Raw genomic sequence first — 19,830 nt, forward strand, 5'->3', positions numbered from 1 at the left:
ACTCACAGGCCTGCGGGTTTAAGCATTTAAGGTGGATGTCGCGTCATGGAGAGGATTACAGTCACTCTTGGGGAACGTAGTTACCCTATCACCATCGCGGCTGGTTTGTTCAACGACCCAGCTTCCTTCTTACCCCTGAAGTCTGGTGATCAGGTTATGCTGGTCACCAACGAAACACTGGCTCCACTCTATCTCGACAAAGTCCGTCAGGTGTTGGAAACGGCGGGTGTGAAGGTTGACAGCGTGGTCTTACCGGATGGCGAGCAGTATAAGAGCCTGACGGTGCTGGACACTGTTTTTACCGCACTTTTGCAAAAACCCCACGGTCGTGACACAACGCTTGTTGCACTGGGTGGCGGAGTGGTCGGTGATCTCACCGGCTTCGCTGCAGCCAGCTATCAGCGCGGCGTTCGTTTTATTCAGGTTCCTACCACTTTGCTTTCTCAGGTCGACTCCTCAGTCGGCGGGAAAACAGCGGTAAACCACCCTCTTGGCAAAAACATGATTGGTGCGTTCTATCAACCGGCCTCAGTCGTGGTTGATCTTGATTGCCTTTCTACATTGCCAGCACGCGAGCTGTCGTCCGGTCTGGCTGAAGTCATTAAATACGGCATCATTCTTGATGGCGCATTTTTCGACTGGCTGGAAGAAAACCTGGATGCATTATTGCGTCTGGACGGCAAGGCGATGGCCTATTGTATTCGTCGTTGTTGTGAGCTGAAAGCCGAAGTTGTGGCTGCTGACGAGCGCGAAACAGGCTTACGTGCTTTACTCAATCTGGGACATACCTTTGGTCATGCAATAGAAGCCGAAATGGGTTACGGCAACTGGCTGCATGGCGAAGCCGTCGCCGCGGGTATGGTGATGGCTGCCCGAGCCTCTGAACGTTTGGGTCAATTTAGTCAAGAAGACACGCAGCGCATTATTGCCCTGCTCAAACGCGCCGGGTTACCTGTAAGCGGACCGCAGGAAATGTCTGCTCAGGCGTACATTCCACATATGCTGCGTGACAAAAAAGTGTTGGCTGGCGAGTTACGTTTAGTGCTCCCGCTGGCGATAGGGAAGAGTGAAGTACGTGGCGGAGTGTCACAAGAAGTTGTTCTTGGCGCTATTGCTGATTGCCAGCAGGCGTAACAATTAGAAAGGTTTGCCGCGTACGCGCGGTGTTTAAATTCGGGTTTTATGCACAGGTGGTTGGCATAAGCCTTTGAGTGGGGTGTTAAATGGATGAATTCAAACCAGAAGACGATCTGAAACCCGATCCAAGCGATCGTCGTACTGGTCGTTCTCGTCAATCTTCAGAGCGCGTCGATGAGCCGCAGATCAACTTTGATGACGTTGATCTGGAAGCTGACGATCACCGTCCTTCGCGTTCCCGCAAGGTGCGGGATGAGCGTGACGAGTACGAAGAAGAATACGAAGCGGAAGAGGAGTCACTTGACGAGGAACGTGCTGAACGCCGTCCACGCAAGCGTAAGAAAGCGGCTGCAACTAAGCCGGCTTCCCGCCAGTACGTCATGATGGGTGTGGGCATTCTTGTGCTCCTGTTACTCATCGTGGGAATTGGCTCAGCCCTCAAAGCGCCGTCCACCCCTGCGGCGAATCAAGCTGCATCGACTGAAAAGAATATCGACCTTTCTGGCAACAGTGGCACTGCAGCCGATCAAGCGAATGGCGCACAGCCTGCTCCAGGCAACTCCGCTACCCAAGATACTGCTGCGAATGCGAATGCATCCCGCGATATCTCTCTGCCGCCAATTTCTTCGACACCTTCTCAAAGTCAGGCCCCTGCTGCGCCGGAAGGCCAGCAACGTCTGGAAGTGCAGGGTGATCTGAACAGTGCACTGTCTACGCCACAGGGTCAGACTCAAATTAATAACGTTGTCGCCAACAGTACGTTGCCGACCGAACCTGCAACCGTTGCTCCGGTACGTGGCGGTAATGCCAATACTGCACATAGCGCAGCGGTGGAAAACAACGTTGCTGCTTCACGTCCAGAACGTAAACAGATGGTGATCGAGCCGAAGCCGCAGGTTAAGCAACCTGTAGCCAAAGCTGAACCGAAATCAGTTACGCCTCCTGCTGCTCAGCAGCCTAAGCATACTGAAACCGTAGCGGCAGCACCGGTCAAATCACCTGCTGCGACAGCTACCGCACCGAAAACGCCAGCGGCAACCGCTGCTCCTGCGTCTGCTCCTGTTGCGACCGCTGCGGCGCCGGCTGCTAGCGGAGGGGCTACGGGTAACGTGGGTTCGCTGAAATCTGCACCGGGTAGCCACTACACGCTACAGCTGAGCAGCTCATCTAACTCCAGCAACCTGAATGCCTGGGCGAAAAAGGAAAATCTGAAAAACTTCGTGGTTTATCAGACGACCCGTAATGGTCAGCCCTGGTATGTGCTGGTGAGCGGTGTGTACGCTTCGAAAGAAGATGCCAAGCGCGCAGTTGCAACCTTGCCATCTGATGTACAGGCGAAAAACCCGTGGGCGAAGCCGCTGCACCAGGTTCAGGCCGATCTCAAGTAATGTTTAAAGCGCAGGATGCTGTCGGAGCTGTCTCCACAGCCGGAGAGAGTGTAATCAATCATCCAGCATGAAAAAAAATCGCGCTTTTCTAAAATGGGCAGGGGGGAAATACCCCCTGCTTACCGATATTGAACGACATTTGCCTTCGGGTGATTGTCTTATCGAACCCTTCGTCGGTGCGGGTTCTGTTTTCCTCAATACTTCATATTCCCGTTATATTCTTGCGGATATCAACAGTGACCTGATAAGCCTTTACAACATCGTCAAAGACAATGTTGACGGTTATGTTGAAGCTGCACGGGCGCTGTTTACCCCGGAAACTAACCAGTCTGACGTTTACTACCAACTGCGTAGTGAGTTTAACCAGAGCCGGGATCCATTGCGTCGTGCTGCGCTCTTTTTGTATCTCAATCGCCATGGTTATAACGGACTCTGCCGCTACAATTTGCGCGGAGAATTTAACGTACCGTTTGGCCGTTATAAAAAGCCCTACTTCCCGGAAGCGGAGTTGTATCATTTCGCCGAAAAGGCGCAGAATGCCTTCTTTTACTGCGAATCCTACGCGGACAGTATGGCGCGTGCGGATGCCAGGTCAGTTGTGTACTGCGATCCACCGTATGCCCCGCTTTCTGCAACGGCGAACTTCACGGCTTACCATACCAATAGTTTTACTCTCGAGCAGCAGGCACACCTCGCCTCTATTGCGGAGAATCTGGTAAGCAACAGAATCCCGGTATTGATTTCCAACCATGACACGGCGCTTACCCGTGAATGGTACAGTCAGGCAAAACTGCATGTGGTGAAAGTGCGACGCAGCATTAGCAGCAACGGCGGGACACGCAAAAAGGTGGATGAACTGTTGGCGCTGTATCGTCCGACGACCGTGTAGCTCCTGTTTTCGCCGTCGTTACGCGTTCACCTTAGCCTGTAAAATGACTTTATTTTCTTCTCAAGGAGATGCGGATGACACAGTTTTTGATTGCCCCTTCGATTCTCTCAGCTGACTTCGCCCGTCTGGGTGAAGATACAGCAAATGCGCTGGCCGCAGGTGGCGACGTGGTGCATTTTGACGTGATGGACAACCATTACGTGCCGAATCTGACCATGGGGCCGATGGTGCTCAAAGCACTGCGTAACTATGGCATCACCGCACCGATTGACGTGCACCTGATGGTGAAACCGGTTGACCGTCTGGTCCCGGATTTTGCTGCCGCAGGCGCAAGCATCATTACCTTCCACCCGGAAGCCTCCGAGCACGTTGACCGCACGCTGCAACTGATTAAAGAGCAGGGCTGTAAAGCCGGGCTGGTCTTTAACCCGGCGACGCCGCTGAGCTATCTCGACTACGCGATGGATAAGCTGGATGTCATTTTGCTGATGTCGGTTAACCCGGGCTTCGGTGGTCAGTCTTTCATTCCTCATACCCTGGACAAACTGCGTGAAGTGCGCCGTCGCATTGACGAGTCAGGCTTTGATATTCGTCTTGAAGTCGACGGGGGGGTAAAAGCCAGCAACATTCGTGATATCGCTGCTGCTGGCGCGGATATGTTTGTTGCAGGTTCTGCGATCTTCGATCAGCCGGACTACAAAAAAGTTATTGATGAAATGCGCAGTGAACTGGCAAAGGTAAGTCATGGATAAATTGCAGGCAATTCGCGGGGTCGCATTTGACCTCGACGGGACACTGGTCGACAGCGCGCCGGGTTTGACCACGGCAGTAGACAACGCGCTCTATGCGCTGGAACTCCCTCAGGCCGGTGAAGAGCGCGTGATCACCTGGATTGGTAACGGTGCGGATGTGCTGATGTCGCGTGCACTGACCTGGTCTTTGCAGGAGCGTAATGCACAGCGTAGCTCTTCAGGCAAACCTGCCGTCAGTGCCGCGGATATCCCGCAGGAAGAGCAGGCGTTCATGCTGCGTAAGCTGTTCGATCGCTACTATGCGGAGTCGGTTGAAGAGGGGAGTTTCCTGTTCCCGGATGTTGCCCAGACGCTGGAAGCTCTTCATGCCAAAGGCCTGCCGCTGGCGCTGGTAACCAACAAGCCAACGCCGTTTGTTGCGCCTCTGCTTGAAGCACTCGGCATTGCCGGATATTTCAGTGTGGTCATCGGTGGTGACGACGTGAAGAACAAGAAGCCGCACCCGGAGCCGCTGCTGCTGGTTGCGGAGAAGCTGGGCCTGGCACCGAATGAGCTCTTGTTTGTGGGTGATTCCCGTAACGATATCCTCGCAGCTCAAGCGGCAGGCTGTTGCTCCGTAGGCCTGACCTATGGTTACAATTACGGCGAAGCCATTACCTTAAGCGAGCCGGACTATGTGTACGACCGCTTCAACGAATTACTGCCCGCACTCGGGCTTTCGCACAGTGAAAATCAGGACGTGAAACATGACTAAACCCATCGTATTTAGTGGCGCACAGCCTTCAGGTGAATTGACCATTGGTAACTACATGGGTGCGTTGCGTCAGTGGGTAAACATGCAGGATGACTATCACTGCATCTACTGCATCGTTGACCTGCATGCCATCACAGCGCGTCAGGATCCTGAGAAGCTGCGTAAAGCGACTCTGGACACACTGGCGCTCTATCTGGCATGCGGAATCGATCCTGAGAAAAGCACCATCTTCGTCCAGTCTCATGCGCCGGAACATGCGCAGTTGGGTTGGGCGCTGAACTGCTATACCTACTTCGGCGAACTGAGCCGTATGACGCAGTTCAAAGACAAATCTGCACGCTACTCTGAAAACATCAATGCCGGGCTGTTTGACTACCCGGTGCTGATGGCAGCGGACATCCTGCTGTATCAGACCAATCTGGTGCCGGTCGGCGAAGACCAGAAACAGCATCTTGAGCTGAGCCGTGATATCGCCCAGCGCTTCAACGCGATCTACGGCGATATCTTTAAAGTGCCTGAGCCGTTCATCCCGAAATCCGGTGCACGTGTGATGTCTCTGCTGGAACCGACCAAGAAGATGTCCAAGTCTGACGATAACCGTAATAACGTTATCGGCCTGCTGGAAGACCCGAAATCAGTCGTTAAGAAGATCAAACGTGCCATGACCGACGGTGATGAGCCGCCTGTTATACGTTACGACGTCAAAGAGAAGGCGGGCGTTTCTAATCTGCTGGATATTCTCTCCGGGGTCACTGGTCAGAGCATTCCTGAGCTGGAACAGCACTTTGAAGGCAAAATGTATGGTCATCTGAAAGGGGAAGTCGCGGAGGCCGTCTCTGGCATGCTGACTGAGCTTCAGGAGCGCTACCACCGTTACCGCAACGATGAAGCCTTCCTGCAGAAGATCATGAAAGAGGGTGCAGAGAAAGCCAGCGCGCATGCTTCTCAGACGCTGAAGGCCGTGTATGAAGCCATTGGCTTTGTCGCGAAGCCGTAGGTAAAAGCAAAATGGCAACCTCGGTTGCCATTTTTAGTCTGTACGCCCTCACCCGTGGGTGAGGGCATCAGGCTGTTATAGCCATGATTTTTGCTAGAACCACTTCAACTTATCGCGCAGGCCCACCACGCGGCCCACAATAATTAGCGCCGGACTTTCCACCTGCTGCGCCAGTTCACCAAGCTGCGTTAGCACACCGCTGACGACACGCTGTTTCACTGACGTGCCGTTTTCCACCAGCGCCACGGGCATATCAACCTGCATGCCGTGTTCCATCAGTTTTTGCTGGATGGTTGCCGCCTGATTCAGGCCCATATAGAAGACCAGCGTCTGTTTTTCGGCAGCCAGATTAGCCCAGTCCAGCTCGCCACCGGTTTTCAAATGTCCCGTCACCAGTCGCACGCTTTGCGCGTAATCGCGGTGAGTCAGCGGAATGCCGGAGTAGGCAGAGCAGCCGGATGCTGCGGTAATACCCGGCACCACTGAGAACGGAATACCTGCATGGCATAAGGTTTCCAGCTCTTCACCGCCGCGCCCGAAGATAAACGGGTCACCGCCCTTCAGGCGTACCACGCGTTTGCCCTGCTGGGCTTCATGCAGCAGGATCTGGTTAATCTCTTCTTGTGGAACGCAGTGATAACCGGCGCGTTTGCCGACGAACACGCGGTCTGCATCACGACGCACCAGATTCATGATCTCGTCGGAGACCAGGCGGTCATATACCACCACGTCAGCCTGTTGGATCTGTTGCAAACCTTTGAGCGTCAGTAATCCTGGATCGCCCGGACCTGCGCCGACCAGCACCACTTCACCGCGATGATCCAGCGGTTCAGCCAGCAGTTGTTCAGTGATCCCTTCAACAGCGGCGCTGTCCTGATTGGCCAGCGACTGCGCAAGGCGGTCATTAACGAACAGCTTTTCCCAGAAACGGCGGCGTTCAGCGACGCTGGCAAAGTGGTCTTTTACCCGACGGCGCAGTTTACCGGCATAGCTGGCAACGTGCCCAAGGTGCTGCGGCAGAATCGATTCCAGCTTTTCACGTAGCAGGCGTGCCAGCACCGGGGAAGTGCCGCCGGAAGAGACCGCCACCATCAGTGGGGAGCGGTCAATAATCGAAGGCATGATGAAACTCGCCTGTTTCGGCGCATCCACTACGTTACAGAAGATACGGCGCGATTCCGCTGCGTCACTGACGTGCTGGTTAACCGCTTCGTCATCCGTTGCGGCAATCACCAGCCAGCAAGGGTCGAGCAGGCTTTCGTCGAAATTACCTTCTACCAGCGTCAGCATGCCTTCGTTCGCCCAGACATGGAACTGGGGAACGAAGGCGAGCGAGTTCACGGTAAGTCGTGCACCAGCGTCCATCAAAAGTCGGGCTTTACGTTCTGCGACATCACCACCGCCTACCAGCAGGCAGTCGCGTTCGCGTAATTGACAAAAAATGGGTAAGTGGTCCACGACATCACCTCAAATACACGTCATTCTTCGCGCCGCAGGTTCGTTGGCTGCCTCGCTCGCCCCAGTCACTTACACCCGTAAGCTCCTGGGGATTCGCTGCTTTGCCGCCTGCCTGCAACACGAATTATTTGTGTCTTTATTAGTTGGTTGTAATTGGTTGGCTCTTCGCTGTCTTCTCAACGGACGGGCGTTCGGCTTTTGGCGTAGCATACCAGTAACCCAGGCCCATAAACACGGCGCCGGAGAAAGTATTGCCGAGGGTGACCCACAACAGGTTATGACCAATACCAGACAGCGTATAAGCCTCGCTGTGGTGACCGAACCAGGAGAGGGCGAACAGCGTCATGTTGGCAACGGAGTGCTCATAGCCAGACGCGATAAACGCCAGCAGACACCACCAGATGGCGAGGAACTTCGCCGCACCTTCAGTACGGATTGCCATCCAGATTGCCAGGCACACTAACCAGTTACACAGTGCCCCTTTGAAGAACAGTACGCCTGCGGGTGCAGCTGTTTTTGCTAGCGCGGCAGTGTGGACGAGGCTGGTATCCAGCGGTAACAGGCTACCGCCACCCCAGTTGTACAACAGCGCCACCAGAACAGAACCCAGCAGGTTGCCTAACCAGGTTTGTGGCAGGATGGCCCACATCTGGCCCTGGCTGATGGTGCCTGCTTTAACGCCCAGCGTCAGAAACATGGTGTGGCCGGTGAACAGTTCAGAACCGGCGATGATGACCAGTGTTAACGCAATACCGAAGGTGGCACCCATCACCAGCGGACGCACGGACGGGTCGAGCAGATTACCGAGGGTAAATATCAAAATAATCCCTAAGCCCACATACGCACCTGCCATAGCAGAGCTTATCCAGAAGGAGAGCGGGTTATTCGCTGAGAGTCGTGCAATGCGCGCAGCGTTAGCCGCACACTTATTAATAGTGTCTGTAAACATAGTGTTGATTACCCAAAGTTAAAAAAGAAAAAGGTTTAAAAAGTGGGGGCATTGCACCCCCACTGAAAATTACGCTTTAAGTTGCACGACACCGTCTTTTACACGTGCGTCAAAATGGGCCACGGAACGACTTTCGTCTTCCATGCACAGCCCGTCACGTAAACGGAAACGCTGTTTTTTCAGCGGGCTGGCGACCCACAGGTCGCCATTGTGTTCGCCAATCAGGCCACGGGAGAGCACGCTTGCCTGGAAGAACGGGTCGATATTGCTGATGGCATAAATCTGGTCGTCATGACGCGGGCGGAAAATAGCGACTTGCTTGTCATTCAGCAGCGCGCAGACGCCTGTTGCCGGGACGATATCATCGATTTTGCAGATAGTGTTCCACTGGCTCATACGGTTTCCTCCACTAACATAACCGGAATACGTTCATACGGTGTGGCCGGACGGTGTTGCTCGCGCTCTGGCACAACCTGTACCGCCGGGTCGCGTTTGTCGCTGTTGATAAAGTGTTTGAAGCGAACCTGCGCCTGCGGGTTGTTCACAGTCTCCGTCCATTCGCAGATAACGGCGTCGCGCAGACGGGCCATTTCGGCTTCAAGCTGGTCGTTAAGGCCCAGTTTGTTGTCGATGATGACGCTCTTCAGGTAGTCGATGCCGCCTTCCAGGTTATCCAGCCATGGTGCGGTACGAGTCAGTTTATCCGCGGTACGGATATAGAACATCATGAAGCGGTCCAGGTACTGGAGAAGGGTTTCGCGGTCGATATCCGCCGCCAGCAGATCAGCATGACGCGGTTTCATCCCGCCGTTACCGCACACGTACAGGTTCCAGCCTTTCTCGGTGGCAATAATACCGACGTCTTTACCCTGCGCTTCGGCGCATTCACGGGTACAGCCAGAGACGCCGAACTTCATTTTGTGCGGAGTACGAATACCTTTGTAGCGGTTTTCCAGCTCAACGCCGAAGCCCACGCTGTCGCCCACGCCGTAGCGGCACCAGGTGCTGCCCACGCAGGTTTTCGCCATACGCAGTGCTTTGGCATACGCATGACCAGTTTCGAAGCCCGCTTCCACCAGCTGACGCCAGATTTCCGGCAGGTCATCTTTTTGTGCGCCGAACAGGCCGATACGCTGAGAACCGGTGATTTTGGTGTAGAGGTTAAATTCACGGGCGATACGGCCCACTTCCATCAGCCCTTCCGGAGTGATTTCGCCACCGGCAGAACGTGGAATAACAGAGTAAGTGCCGTCTTTCTGGATATTCGCCAGGAAGTTGTCGTTGGTATCCTGCAGTGGCGTGTTCTGCGGTTTCAGAACGTATTCGTTCCAGCAGGATGCCAGCAGCGAACCGACGGTCGGTTTACAGACTTCACAACCGTAGCCTTTGCCGTATTTTTCCAGCAGCTCGTCGAAGGACTTGATGCCTTCAACGCGAATAAGGTGATACAGCTCCTGGCGGGAGTAAGCGAAGTGTTCACACAGGTTGTTGGTGACTTCGATACCCTGTTTTGCCAGTTCCGCATTCAGCACCTGGGTGACAAGTGGGATACAACCGCCGCAGCCGGTACCGGCTTTGGTTTCTGCTTTCAGCGCTGCAACGGTGTGGCAGCCTTTGTTGATCGCGGCGACCAGCATACCTTTGGTCACGTCGAAGCAGGAACAGATTTGCGCGCTATCCGGCAGTTTGTCCACGCCGATAGACGGTTTGCCGCTGCCTGCATGAGACGGCAGAATCAGCGCGTCCGGGTTTTCCGGTAGCTCAATGGCGTTCAGTACCAGTTGCAGCAGGTTGCCGAAATCACTGGTGTCGCCCACCAGCACCGCGCCAAGCAGCGTTTTGTTATCCGGGCTGACGATAAGACGTTTATAGACTTCTTTACTTTCGTCCAGGTAGACGTAGCTGCGCGCACCCGGTGTACGACCGTGCGCATCGCCGATACCGCCTACGTCCACGCCCAGCAGTTTCAGCTTGGCGCTCATGTCCGCACCGGCAAAGGCGTTATCGTTGCCGAGGATGTGGTCTACAGCAACCTGCGCCATTTTGTAGCCAGGGGCGACCAGACCGTACACGTGGTTATCCCAGCTGGCGCACTCGCCAATCGCGTAGATATCCGGGTCAGAGGTCTGGCAGGTATCGTTAATTTTGATGCCGCCACGCTGAGCCACTTCCAGACCACATTGGGTCGCCAGTTTGTCGCGTGGGCGAATACCGGTAGAGAAGACGATAAAATCGACTTCCAGATCGGTGCCGTCGGCAAAGCGCATGGTTTTACGCGCTGAAGTGCCTTCCTGAACGATCTCTTTGGTGTTTTTGCTGGTGTGCACGCGCACGCCCATGCTTTCAATCTTGCGCTTAAGCTGTTCGCCACCCATCTGATCAAGCTGTTCTGCCATCAGCATCGGGGCAAATTCGATAACGTGGGTTTCGACGCCTAAGTTTTTCAGTGCACCGGCCGCTTCCAGACCGAGCAGACCACCGCCGACCACGGCGCCACGTTTGCTGCGACGCGCGCAGGATTCAATGGCGTTCAGATCTTCGATGGTGCGGTAAACAAAGCAGTCCTGGGTTTCAGAGCCTTTGATCGGCGGGATCCACGGGTATGAACCCGTTGCCATGATCAGTTTGTCGTAATAGACGGTACGACCAGCGCTGGAGTGGATCACCTTCTCCTGACGGTTGATGGTGATAGCACGTTCGCCAACCAACACGTTGACGCCATGTTTTTCATAAAACCCTTCACGTACCAGCGACAGTTCTTCCGCAGTATGGTGCGAAAAATAGGAAGACAGGTGAACGCGATCGTAGGCTTTACGGGGTTCTTCACAAAAAACGGTAATGTCGAACTGACTGGCGTCGGATTTGTCGAGAAGATCCTCAACGAAACGGTGGCCGACCATGCCGTTACCGATGATAGCGAGTTTGAGTTTGCTCATTTTTGCCTCGATTTCTTTTCTATTACTGCCTACCTTAACGATTCAGCAGGGGTAGTTATTGATGTACATCAATTACATCTTCACCTACCACTTAATGGGTAGATAATTGATTTTTCATGAGTTTTCTAAGTTGCGGATCTGTCAGGCTTTTCATGATTGCGGAAATTGTGTACAAAAAAGAGAGCGGATTTATGGCAATTGCCTGAAACAACGTTTCAGCGTTAACCCCAGGGGGTAGAGGTATGTCGGCAACACCACTTTGGCTGGTTCAGAACGTCCATCTGCCGGGACGTGAAGGGCTATGGCAAATAGCCATTGAGAAGGGGCGCTTTGGTGACGTTACGCCAATGGGTGCGGTGCAGAATGAAAGTTATGAGGTGCTGAATGCGCGCGGCGGCCTCGCATTACCGCCGTTTATTGAGCCACATATCCACCTTGATACCACCCAGACGGCAGGCGAGCCGAGCTGGAACCAGTCAGGCACTCTCTTTGAAGGAATAGAGCGCTGGGCTGAACGGAAAGCCCTGCTCAGTCATGAGGATGTCAAAAAGCGCGCCTGGCTGACGCTGAAGTGGCAAATGGCGAACGGCATCCAGCACGTGCGCACCCATGTGGATGTGTCAGACCCCAGTCTGACGGCGCTGAAAGCGATGCTGGAGGTCAAACAGGAGGTCGCGCCCTGGATAGATCTGCAAATTGTTGCTTTCCCACAAGAGGGGATTTTGTCTTACCCCAACGGAGCAGCCTTGCTGGAAGAGGCGTTACGGCTGGGGGCTGATGTGGTGGGGGCGATTCCTCACTTTGAATTTACCCGCGAGTACGGTGTTGAATCGCTCCACATTGCTTTTGAATTGGCGAAAAAATACGATCGGCCGCTGGATATCCATTGTGATGAAATTGACGATGAGCAGTCGCGCTTTGTGGAAACTGTCGCCGCGCTGGCGCTGAAAATGGAGATGGGCGAGCGGGTTACGGCCAGCCATACCACGGCGATGCACTCCTACAACGGCGCATATACCTCTCGTTTGTTCCGCCTTCTCAAACTCTCCGGGATTAACTTTGTTGCCAACCCACTGGTTAATATCCACCTGCAGGGGCGCTTTGATGACTATCCGAAGCGGCGTGGCGTGACGCGTGTGAAAGAGTTGCTTGAGGCCGGCATCAACGTCTGTTTTGGGCATGATGATGTGTTTGATCCCTGGTATCCGCTCGGGACGGGCAATATGTTACAGGTGCTTCACATGGGGCTCCACGTCTGCCAACTGATGGGTTATCAGCAAATTGATGAGGGTGTGAACCTCATTACCCACAACAGTGCGCGCACTTTTGGCCTGAAGGAGTACGGGATTGCGACGGGGAACCCGGCCAATATGATTATTCTGCCGGTAACCAGCGGCTTTGATGCGGTACGTTGCCAGTCGCCGGTACGCTGGTCGATTCGTCAGGGGCGCATTATTGCCACCACGCAACTGGCGCAAAGTTGGGTGCAAACGGACAGCGGTGGTGAAGAAGTGCTGTTTAGTCGCCCTGCAAAGTGAAGGCGGTAGCAGAATGGCCACGCGATGCGTGGTCAGTTCAGTTTACATGTGTTTCAATTGCGTAAAATTAAGTAAAAGGCTGGCCTGCTGGCGGACTGCTCTTTAGAATCAAGCCACTCGCTTTCTTACCTGCATTTCGTTAAGGAAACCTCATGGTTAAATCGACTCTGGCGGCTTTTGCGGCTGTATGTGCCCTCTCTGTGATCTCCACTTCCGCGCTCGCGGCAAAAGGTGATCCTCATGTTCTGCTCACCACCTCCGCCGGCAACATTGAACTGGAGCTGGACAAGCAGAAAGCCCCCGTTTCGGTGAAAAACTTTGTCGATTATGTGAACAGTGGCTTCTATAACAACACCACCTTTCACCGCGTAATCCCGGGCTTCATGGTTCAGGGCGGCGGTTTTAACGAACAAATGCAGCAGAAGCAGCCTAACGCGCCAATCAAAAACGAAGCCGACAATGGCCTGCGTAACACCCGTGGCACCATCTCCATGGCGCGTACGGCAGACAAAGACAGTGCGACCAGCCAGTTCTTCCTCAACGTGGCCGACAATGCATTCCTTGACCACGGTCAGCGTGATTTCGGTTATGCCGTCTTTGGTAAAATTGTGAAAGGTATGGATATCGCCGATAAAATTTCTCAGGTACCCACTCATGATGTTGGCCCATACCAGAATGTGCCGTCAAAACCTGTGGTTATCCTCTCAGCGAAAGTCCTGCCGTAAGCCTTTTGGGCACGGGTCATACTGACTCGTGCTGACATACCCTCCCTGCGTAACGCGTAAATGCTGCTTATACTTGTGGCAAATGAGCGAGATATCAGGGAGGCGTCATGACGAAAAAACTCACCGACCGACAAAAATCCCGACTCTGGGAGCAGCAGCGCAACGTCAATTTTCAGGCCAGCCGTCGTCTTGAGAATGTCGATAGTCCGCTGGTCACGCTAACGGCTGAAGAGGCCAATGTGCGCCTGGAAGAGCTGAGGAGGCACTATGAGCGATAAATTCGGCAATGGTCGCGATCCTTATCTCTACCCTGGCATCAACGTCATGCGTAATGTGCTGGATATTCACCAGGCGCAGCGTCTCGAACAGGCCGCGTATGAGCTAACGGCTTTGCGTGCGGCCACCCTTGAACTTGGGCCAAAGGCACGCGGTCTGCCTCATCTGTGTGCGATTCATCGTCATATCTATCAGGATATTTTTGCCTGGGCGGGCGAGTTTCGCGAAGTCGACATCTACCAGGGTGATACCCGTTTCTGCCATTTCGAGTACATCGAGAAAGAGGGCAATGCCCTGATGCGCAGCCTGGAAGGTGAAGACTGGCTGCAGGGGCTTGGGGAAGACGAATTTGTAGAGCGTCTGGCGCACTATTACTGCGAAATCAATGTGCTGCATCCTTTTCGGATCGGTAACGGCATCACGCAGCGCATTTTCTTCGAGCAACTGGCATTGCACGCTGGCTACCAACTCGACTGGCGCGGAATCGAGCCGCAGGCATGGGCTGAGGCGAATCAGGCCGGGGCGATGGGTGACCTGGCTCCGTTGAGGGCAATCTTTGGCAAAGTGGTAAGCGAAGCCAGCGAAACTGAGTAGAATAGGGCGGCACACATTTATGAGGCCGCCATGATCCTGCTTATCGACAATTACGACTCTTTTACCTGGAACCTGTACCAATATTTTTGCGAGTTGGGCGCGCAGGTTGAGGTCAGACGTAACGATGAGATAACCCTCGCGGACATTGCGACGCTCGCGCCCGAAAAGATTGTCATTTCTCCCGGCCCCTGCACGCCTGATGACGCGGGCATTTCGCTTGAGGTTATCCGCCATTACGCTGGCGTGATACCGATCCTGGGTGTTTGCCTTGGGCACCAGGCTATTGCTCAGGCCTTTGGTGCGCTCATTGTCCGCGCCAGACAAGTTATGCACGGAAAAACGTCACCGATTACCCATACGGGAAAGGGCGTTTTTCAGGGGTTGAACAACCCGCTTACGGTCACGCGTTACCACTCTTTGCTCATCGACCCCCCGTCGCTACCGGACTGTTTTGAGGTCACGGCACTAAGCGAAACGCAGGAGATTATGGGCATTCGCCATCGCCAGTGGGATCTGGAAGGGGTGCAGTTCCATCCGGAAAGTATCCTCAGTGAGCAGGGGCATGCGCTATTGAATAACTTTCTGCATCGCACCGATTTTTAGTTGCCATTGAGTGATTTTTTATGCATATTTCGTGATTATATTTTCACTTCTGCTTCTTATTTAACAAGGGTGGGGTCACATGGCAACTCAGCAAGACGCAATCACGCGCGCAACCTTCGATGACGTTATTTTACCTATCTTCGCACCGGCCGAATTTATTCCGGTGAAAGCTAAGGGCAGCCGCGTCTGGGATCAGCAGGGCAAAGAGTACGTTGATTTTGCAGGTGGCATTGCGGTGACGGCGCTGGGGCACTGTCATCCGGCACTGGTAGAAACATTAAAAACCCAGGGCGAAACCCTGTGGCATATCAGCAACGTATTCACCAATGAACCGGCGCTGCGTCTGGCGCGTAAGATGATTGATGCGACTTTTGCTGAGCGCGTCGTATTCATGAACTCCGGCACTGAAGCCAACGAAACGGCGTTCAAGCTGGCGCGTTTTTATGCCTCCACCCGCCATAGCCCGCACAAAACCAAAATTATCGCCTTCCATAATGCTTTCCATGGTCGTTCGCTCTTCACGGTCACCGTGGGCGGTCAGCCGAAATATTCTGACGGTTTTGGCCCGAAACCCGCCGATATTATCCACGTGCCGTTTAACGATTTGCATGCGGTCAAAGCGGTAATGGACGATCATACCTGTGCGGTTGTTGTTGAGCCGATCCAGGGGGAAGGCGGCGTGACGGCTGCGACGCCGGAGTTCCTGCAGGGGCTGCGCGATCTCTGTGACGAGCACAATGCGCTGCTGGTGTTTGATGAAGTGCAGTGCGGCATGGGCCGTTGTGGTGAGCTGTTTGCCTATATGCATTACGGCGTGACGCCGGATATCCTCACCAGCGCCAAAGCACTCGGCGGCGGTTTCCCCGTCAGCGCCATGCTGACCACGCAGGAGATTGCCAGTGCGTTCCATCCGGGCTCTCACGGCTCCACCTACGGTGGTAACCCGCTGGCCTGTGCCGTTGCCGGTACCGCGTTCGATATCATTAACACGCCGGAAGTCTTAAACGGGGTGAATGCGAAGCGCGAGCTGTTTGTGAAGCATCTGCAAAACATCAACGCGCAGTACAATATCTTCAGCGATATTCGCGGCATGGGCCTGTTGATTGGTGCTGAACTGACACCGCAATTCAAAGGCCGTGCACGTGATTTCCTGCTGGCTGCTGCTGATGCAGGGGTGATGGTGCTGAATGCCGGGCCTGATGTGATGCGTTTTGCGCCTGCGCTTATCGTTGAAGAGAGCGATATCGAAGAAGGCATGAGCCGCTTTGCTAAAGCGGTTGCAAAAGTGGTTAACGGCTAACGTCGTAACCGACGGTTTAACCAGATACCGTGATGTGGGCGCTGACGCCATGCTACCGACGAAATGGTGTGCATGGTGCTCAGATGCCCCAGAATACGTTGCAGATGCTGTTCCAGCGTACTCATCGGGCCGTGGGTCATCGTCTCCGGCGCTTCCAGAATATTTACATCCCCCGACTCTCCCGGCCCGTCATACTCCAGCCGCTGCTGACAGCGCTGCAGGGCAATCTCACACGACTGTAAGTACCGCTGCGCTAAATCCGGCGTGAGCATGGTGTGCTCGCGCGCAAGCGTTGTCATGGCATTGATATGCTCGACAATAAACTGGCTGTGGGTAACCCACAATTTCATATCCGACAGATAGCGCGTATCGAAACCGGGCTCCTGCATCGCCTGGTTGAGCGAGTTAAATAAAGCGTTGTGAGCCTGGTTGACGCGCATTCGCTGCCAGGCCAGTGGCGTAGCCTGCGGATCGTTGCTGAGAATAAGCTGGATAGCCTCCTGGTAAGTACCCAGAGCATCATGGGCGTTACGACGCAGCAGCCCGCTTTGCCACTGCGGCCAGAGCCAGAGGATGCCGCCAAAGGCAATCAAACAACCAATCAGGGTATCGATAAGCCGGGCCACGATAAACTGCTCACCATTCAGCGTCAGTAACTGGAGCGTGTACACCGCCGTCAGGGTAAAGCCCACCATCGCCCAGCCGTAGCTTTTACGAATGATCAGGTAGCTTATCAGCGTGACGATAAGCATGGTGGCGAGCGTGTAGCCCTCCGGCACATGGTAGTGCAGCGTGGCCCCGGCGATAATCAACCCAGCCATAGTGCCTGCCGCCCGGTGCAGGATGCGCACCCGCGTTGCGCCGTAGCCGTTCTGAGTGACGAACATGACCGTCATCATAATCCAGTAGGGTTTAGGCAAATGCAGCGCGCTGCCCATCAGGCTGGCTACGCTCAGCATGACGCTGATGCGTGCGGCGTTCCGTAAGGCCGCGGATTTGAAGGAGAGGTAGCTTTTCAACGCCGGAATGAGCGGCAGACGGCGCTGCTTTTCTGCCATTAAATCGCGAATATAGAGTGGGCGCTGAGTACGCAGCACACGGGCAATCTGGCTGAAATGCCAGGCGCAGAACTGGCCTACCGGGTTATCCGGATGCTGGAGGGCAATTTTCTCCAGCGCACTGATCTGCTTTTCCATGTTGAAACGCTGGGGATAGCGGTGATAGAGAATATCGTCCGCGATTACCCTCAACCGTGCAGCGACGGTTTGCGCGTTCCAGCGGATCACCTCTTCAGCGTGGCTGCGTTCCACCAGTTCCTGCACTTCCTGGGGCTGATGCAGGCTAACGGCAATGTGTTCCTGTAAATCCAGCGCCACCTGGAAGACCCGCCTTAATCTTTTGTAATCACCATTCTGATTTGCCGCCAGCATATGCAGTTGCTGGTAGCACTGGCTAATCATGTCCACTGCTTTTTGCTGACGCGCCAGCAGCGGCGGCAGGGCTTTTTCCGGGTCCGCGTGTTGGGTCAGCATGCTGTATTTTGCTTCGCAGTAATCGGCCAACTGACGATAGAGCAAACTCAACGACTCACGCAGCGGCTGCTCTCGCCAGAGCCAGAACCAGAAGGCGTTAAATGCGCCATACCACAGCGTGCCAAGGCTGTAGATCAACAGCGGTTCCCATACCGACATATTGCCCGCAAGGCTCAGGGTGAAAATGGCGGCAATCAGTGACGCGGGGAGCAACCTGCCGTGCAGCGCGCTGATTTCTGCAGTGACACCGAGGATAAGCGTCAACAGGGTCAAAATAAGCGGCAGGGGGATGTTTTCAAAAAGCAAAAATTGCACCGCGAGACTGCTGCCAGCAAAAAGCGAGCCGCCAATAATCACGCGCTTGAAGAAGCGCTTATGCAGCGTGTCGAGACCAGCGATGTTGCAACAGGCGGGGACTAATGAGAAAAGCAGCCCTAAATCCAGTCGGCCCACAATCAAGCCAACGGTCACAGGCAGGCATAACACCAGCGTTTGTCGCAGTGCATAGTTGATTTCGGGGTGGTAAATCAGCCTGCGCCACATGGGGAAACAAAAACGGCGCACTGCCAGGGGCAATGCGCCGTTCGGAGATTAACGTGTTCCGTACACGACGATCGTTTTACCGTGAGCGGAGATCAGGTTCTGATCTTCGAGCATCTTCAGGATGCGGCCAACGGTTTCACGAGAACAGCCCACGATCTGACCAATTTCCTGACGGGTTATTTTAATTTGCATACCGTCCGGGTGGGTCATTGCGTCGGGTTGTTTCGCCAGATTCAGTAACGTCTGAGCAATACGGCCTGTCACATCGAGGAAGGCGAGGTTGCCGACTTTTTCCGAAGTGACCTGCAGGCGGCGCGCCATCTGCGAGGACAAGCGCATCAGAATATCCGGGTTTACCTGGATCAACTGACGGAATTTTTTGTAGGAAATTTCGGCCACTTCACAAGCGGTCTTGGCGCGTACCCATGCACTGCGCTCCTGACCTTCTTCGAACAGACCCAGTTCACCAATAAAATCGCCCTGGTTAAGGTAAGAGAGGATCATCTCTTTCCCTTCTTCATCCTTGATGAGCACAGCCACTGAGCCTTTGACGATGTAATACAACGTTTCCGCTTTTTCACCCTGGTGAATCAGCGTGCTCTTCGACGGGTACTTATGAATATGGCAATGAGACAAGAACCATTCGAGAGTCGGGTCTGTTTGCGGTTTGCCAAGCACCATGCGCGGTTATCCTCTGTTATAAGCTGGCTCCAGACTCAGGATCTGCGCCCTGTGACTGGGGTTGCAATCTGTCTTCCCGATACCTGGGAAGTGCACCGTCAGACATGTCTGCGGCCTCTAAGATGTGATGTCCTCTGCGTACATGCAGTACATCAATGTATCACTGTAGCATCCAGACTGTTTTAGCATAGCTTTAATCGCCTGTCTCCTGGTGTCTCGCTTCAGCTTGACGCAGGTCGCCTTCCGTTGCGAGTTTTCTTATGTACGCGTAATCTGTAGAGAAAATTGCTACTCCGGAGTTAATTAAAATGCATGCTCGTGTGAAATGGGTTGAAGGTTTGACGTTCCTGGGTGAGTCTGCTTCCGGGCACCAGATTTTGATGGACGGTAACTCAGGCGATAAAGCCCCGAGCCCGATGGAGATGGTACTGATGGCCGCAGGCGGATGCAGCGCTATCGATGTGGTTTCTATCCTGCAAAAAGGGCGTCATGACGTGACGGATTGCGAGGTGAAATTGACATCCGAGCGTCGTGAAGAAGCGCCACGTCTGTTCACCCACATCAATCTGCATTTCATTGTGACAGGCAAAGCGTTGAAAGATGCCGCGGTGTCGCGTGCAGTAGACCTTTCAGCTGAGAAGTATTGCTCTGTTGCGCTGATGCTGGAAAAAGCGGTGAATATCACGCACTCGTATGAAGTGATTGAAGCGTGATGGGTTGAGGGCATTGTGCGGTCTGATGCCCTCAACCTGACCCTCTCCCACGGGGAGAGGGGACT

The 19,830-nt window shown here is 54.2% G+C and carries 19 protein-coding genes; 13 read left to right on the forward strand and 6 right to left on the reverse strand.

What is annotated here, in order from left to right; translation table 11 throughout:
• Positions 1-45 precede the first annotated feature (45 nt).
• The 6 genes from aroB to trpS all read left to right on the forward strand — a co-directional run bounded on the left by aroB (position 46) and on the right by trpS (position 5,917).
• Positions 46-1,134: a 3-dehydroquinate synthase gene (gene aroB / locus AC5JPW_RS02365; RefSeq protein ID WP_494238066.1), complete on the forward strand. Its 1,089-nt coding sequence runs from the start codon at positions 46-48 to the stop codon at positions 1,132-1,134.
• An 89-nt stretch (positions 1,135-1,223) separates the two neighbouring features.
• Positions 1,224-2,525: a cell division protein DamX gene (damX, locus tag AC5JPW_RS02370; protein ID WP_494238067.1), complete on the forward strand. Its 1,302-nt coding sequence runs from the start codon at positions 1,224-1,226 to the stop codon at positions 2,523-2,525.
• A 67-nt stretch (positions 2,526-2,592) separates the two neighbouring features.
• On the forward strand, positions 2,593-3,414 hold the full coding sequence (gene dam, locus AC5JPW_RS02375; RefSeq protein ID WP_494238068.1) for an adenine-specific DNA-methyltransferase: 822 nt from the start codon (positions 2,593-2,595) through the stop codon (positions 3,412-3,414).
• A gap of 74 nt (positions 3,415-3,488) precedes the next feature.
• Positions 3,489-4,166, forward strand: coding sequence for a ribulose-phosphate 3-epimerase (gene rpe / locus AC5JPW_RS02380; protein WP_494238069.1), 678 nt, complete (start codon positions 3,489-3,491; stop codon positions 4,164-4,166).
• Positions 4,159-4,920, forward strand: coding sequence for a phosphoglycolate phosphatase (gene gph / locus AC5JPW_RS02385; RefSeq protein ID WP_494238070.1), 762 nt, complete (start codon positions 4,159-4,161; stop codon positions 4,918-4,920). Before rpe ends, gph begins: the two co-directional genes overlap by 8 nt.
• Positions 4,913-5,917, forward strand: a complete 1,005-nt coding sequence (gene trpS / locus AC5JPW_RS02390; RefSeq protein ID WP_494238071.1) for a tryptophan--tRNA ligase — start codon at positions 4,913-4,915, stop codon at positions 5,915-5,917. Before gph ends, trpS begins: the two co-directional genes overlap by 8 nt.
• Positions 5,918-6,010: 93 nt before the next feature.
• On the opposite strand, the gene cysG is transcribed toward trpS, so the two are convergent.
• From cysG to nirB, 4 genes are all read right to left on the reverse strand, one after another.
• Entirely contained in the window at positions 6,011-7,375 is a 1,365-nt protein-coding gene (gene cysG, locus AC5JPW_RS02395) for a siroheme synthase CysG (RefSeq protein WP_494238072.1), read from the reverse strand.
• Between the two features lie 139 nt (positions 7,376-7,514).
• Complete coding sequence (nirC, locus tag AC5JPW_RS02400; RefSeq protein WP_494238073.1) at positions 7,515-8,324, reverse strand: nitrite transporter NirC; 810 nt, start codon at positions 8,322-8,324, stop codon at positions 7,515-7,517.
• Positions 8,325-8,393: 69 nt separating this feature from the next.
• Positions 8,394-8,720 (reverse strand): nitrite reductase small subunit NirD, encoded by a 327-nt coding sequence (gene nirD / locus AC5JPW_RS02405; RefSeq protein WP_494238074.1) that lies wholly within the window; start codon positions 8,718-8,720, stop codon positions 8,394-8,396.
• Positions 8,717-11,260 carry a nitrite reductase large subunit NirB gene (nirB, locus tag AC5JPW_RS02410; protein WP_494238075.1) on the reverse strand — a complete coding sequence of 848 codons (2,544 nt, stop codon included), beginning with the start codon at positions 11,258-11,260 and terminating at the stop codon, positions 8,717-8,719. The genes nirD and nirB overlap by 4 nt, the downstream gene beginning before the upstream one ends.
• 242 nt (positions 11,261-11,502) lie before the next feature.
• Here nirB and AC5JPW_RS02415 point away from each other — a divergent pair, with 242 nt between their 5' ends.
• The 6 genes from AC5JPW_RS02415 (at position 11,503) to argD (ending at position 16,296) form a co-directional block, all read left to right on the forward strand.
• A complete protein-coding gene (locus AC5JPW_RS02415) occupies positions 11,503-12,798 on the forward strand; it encodes a cytosine deaminase (protein ID WP_494238076.1) in 1,296 nt (431 codons plus the stop codon).
• Between the two features lie 152 nt (positions 12,799-12,950).
• Entirely contained in the window at positions 12,951-13,523 is a 573-nt protein-coding gene (ppiA, locus tag AC5JPW_RS02420; protein ID WP_494238077.1) for a peptidylprolyl isomerase A, read from the forward strand.
• A 107-nt stretch (positions 13,524-13,630) separates the two neighbouring features.
• Positions 13,631-13,801: a YhfG family protein gene (locus AC5JPW_RS02425; protein ID WP_494238078.1), complete on the forward strand. Its 171-nt coding sequence runs from the start codon at positions 13,631-13,633 to the stop codon at positions 13,799-13,801.
• Positions 13,791-14,393 (forward strand): putative adenosine monophosphate-protein transferase Fic, encoded by a 603-nt coding sequence (locus tag AC5JPW_RS02430; protein WP_494238079.1) that lies wholly within the window; start codon positions 13,791-13,793, stop codon positions 14,391-14,393. The genes AC5JPW_RS02425 and AC5JPW_RS02430 overlap by 11 nt, the downstream gene beginning before the upstream one ends.
• Before the next feature lie 30 nt (positions 14,394-14,423).
• Positions 14,424-14,996, forward strand: coding sequence for an aminodeoxychorismate synthase component 2 (gene pabA, locus AC5JPW_RS02435; protein WP_494238080.1), 573 nt, complete (start codon positions 14,424-14,426; stop codon positions 14,994-14,996).
• A gap of 79 nt (positions 14,997-15,075) precedes the next feature.
• Positions 15,076-16,296, forward strand: a complete 1,221-nt coding sequence (argD, locus tag AC5JPW_RS02440; RefSeq protein WP_494238081.1) for a bifunctional acetylornithine/succinyldiaminopimelate transaminase — start codon at positions 15,076-15,078, stop codon at positions 16,294-16,296.
• Here argD and AC5JPW_RS02445 read toward each other — a convergent pair.
• A complete protein-coding gene (locus AC5JPW_RS02445) occupies positions 16,293-18,371 on the reverse strand; it encodes a YccS/YhfK family putative transporter (protein WP_494238082.1) in 2,079 nt (692 codons plus the stop codon). The two genes, argD and AC5JPW_RS02445, sit on opposite strands and share 4 nt — an antisense overlap.
• 48 nt (positions 18,372-18,419) lie before the next feature.
• On the reverse strand, positions 18,420-19,052 hold the full coding sequence (gene crp, locus AC5JPW_RS02450; protein WP_000242758.1) for a cAMP-activated global transcriptional regulator CRP: 633 nt from the start codon (positions 19,050-19,052) through the stop codon (positions 18,420-18,422).
• Positions 19,053-19,360: 308 nt separating this feature from the next.
• On the opposite strand from crp, the gene AC5JPW_RS02455 reads away from it, so the two are divergent.
• The gene (locus AC5JPW_RS02455) at positions 19,361-19,765 is read left to right on the forward strand and encodes an OsmC family protein (protein ID WP_494238083.1); all 405 of its coding nucleotides are present in this window, start codon (positions 19,361-19,363) and stop codon (positions 19,763-19,765) included.
• Positions 19,766-19,830 lie beyond the last annotated feature (65 nt).

Source organism: Phytobacter sp., from assembly GCF_059074235.1.

Bases quoted from the DNA above. Each gene is read 5' to 3' on its own strand.
- aroB (WP_494238066.1), top strand. From the start codon at position 46: ATGGAGAGGATTACAGTCACTCTTGGGGAACGTAGTTACCCTATCACC.
- damX (WP_494238067.1), top strand. From the start codon at position 1,224: ATGGATGAATTCAAACCAGAAGACGATCTGAAACCCGATCCAAGCGAT.
- dam (WP_494238068.1), top strand. From the start codon at position 2,593: ATGAAAAAAAATCGCGCTTTTCTAAAATGGGCAGGGGGGAAATACCCC.
- rpe (WP_494238069.1), top strand. From the start codon at position 3,489: ATGACACAGTTTTTGATTGCCCCTTCGATTCTCTCAGCTGACTTCGCC.
- gph (WP_494238070.1), top strand. From the start codon at position 4,159: ATGGATAAATTGCAGGCAATTCGCGGGGTCGCATTTGACCTCGACGGG.
- trpS (WP_494238071.1), top strand. From the start codon at position 4,913: ATGACTAAACCCATCGTATTTAGTGGCGCACAGCCTTCAGGTGAATTG.
- nirC (WP_494238073.1), bottom strand. From the start codon at position 8,324: ATGTTTACAGACACTATTAATAAGTGTGCGGCTAACGCTGCGCGCATT.
- nirD (WP_494238074.1), bottom strand. From the start codon at position 8,720: ATGAGCCAGTGGAACACTATCTGCAAAATCGATGATATCGTCCCGGCA.
- nirB (WP_494238075.1), bottom strand. From the start codon at position 11,260: ATGAGCAAACTCAAACTCGCTATCATCGGTAACGGCATGGTCGGCCAC.
- AC5JPW_RS02415 (WP_494238076.1), top strand. From the start codon at position 11,503: ATGTCGGCAACACCACTTTGGCTGGTTCAGAACGTCCATCTGCCGGGA.
- ppiA (WP_494238077.1), top strand. From the start codon at position 12,951: ATGGTTAAATCGACTCTGGCGGCTTTTGCGGCTGTATGTGCCCTCTCT.
- AC5JPW_RS02425 (WP_494238078.1), top strand. From the start codon at position 13,631: ATGACGAAAAAACTCACCGACCGACAAAAATCCCGACTCTGGGAGCAG.
- AC5JPW_RS02430 (WP_494238079.1), top strand. From the start codon at position 13,791: ATGAGCGATAAATTCGGCAATGGTCGCGATCCTTATCTCTACCCTGGC.
- pabA (WP_494238080.1), top strand. From the start codon at position 14,424: ATGATCCTGCTTATCGACAATTACGACTCTTTTACCTGGAACCTGTAC.
- argD (WP_494238081.1), top strand. From the start codon at position 15,076: ATGGCAACTCAGCAAGACGCAATCACGCGCGCAACCTTCGATGACGTT.
- AC5JPW_RS02445 (WP_494238082.1), bottom strand. From the start codon at position 18,371: ATGTGGCGCAGGCTGATTTACCACCCCGAAATCAACTATGCACTGCGA.
- crp (WP_000242758.1), bottom strand. From the start codon at position 19,052: ATGGTGCTTGGCAAACCGCAAACAGACCCGACTCTCGAATGGTTCTTG.
- AC5JPW_RS02455 (WP_494238083.1), top strand. From the start codon at position 19,361: ATGCATGCTCGTGTGAAATGGGTTGAAGGTTTGACGTTCCTGGGTGAG.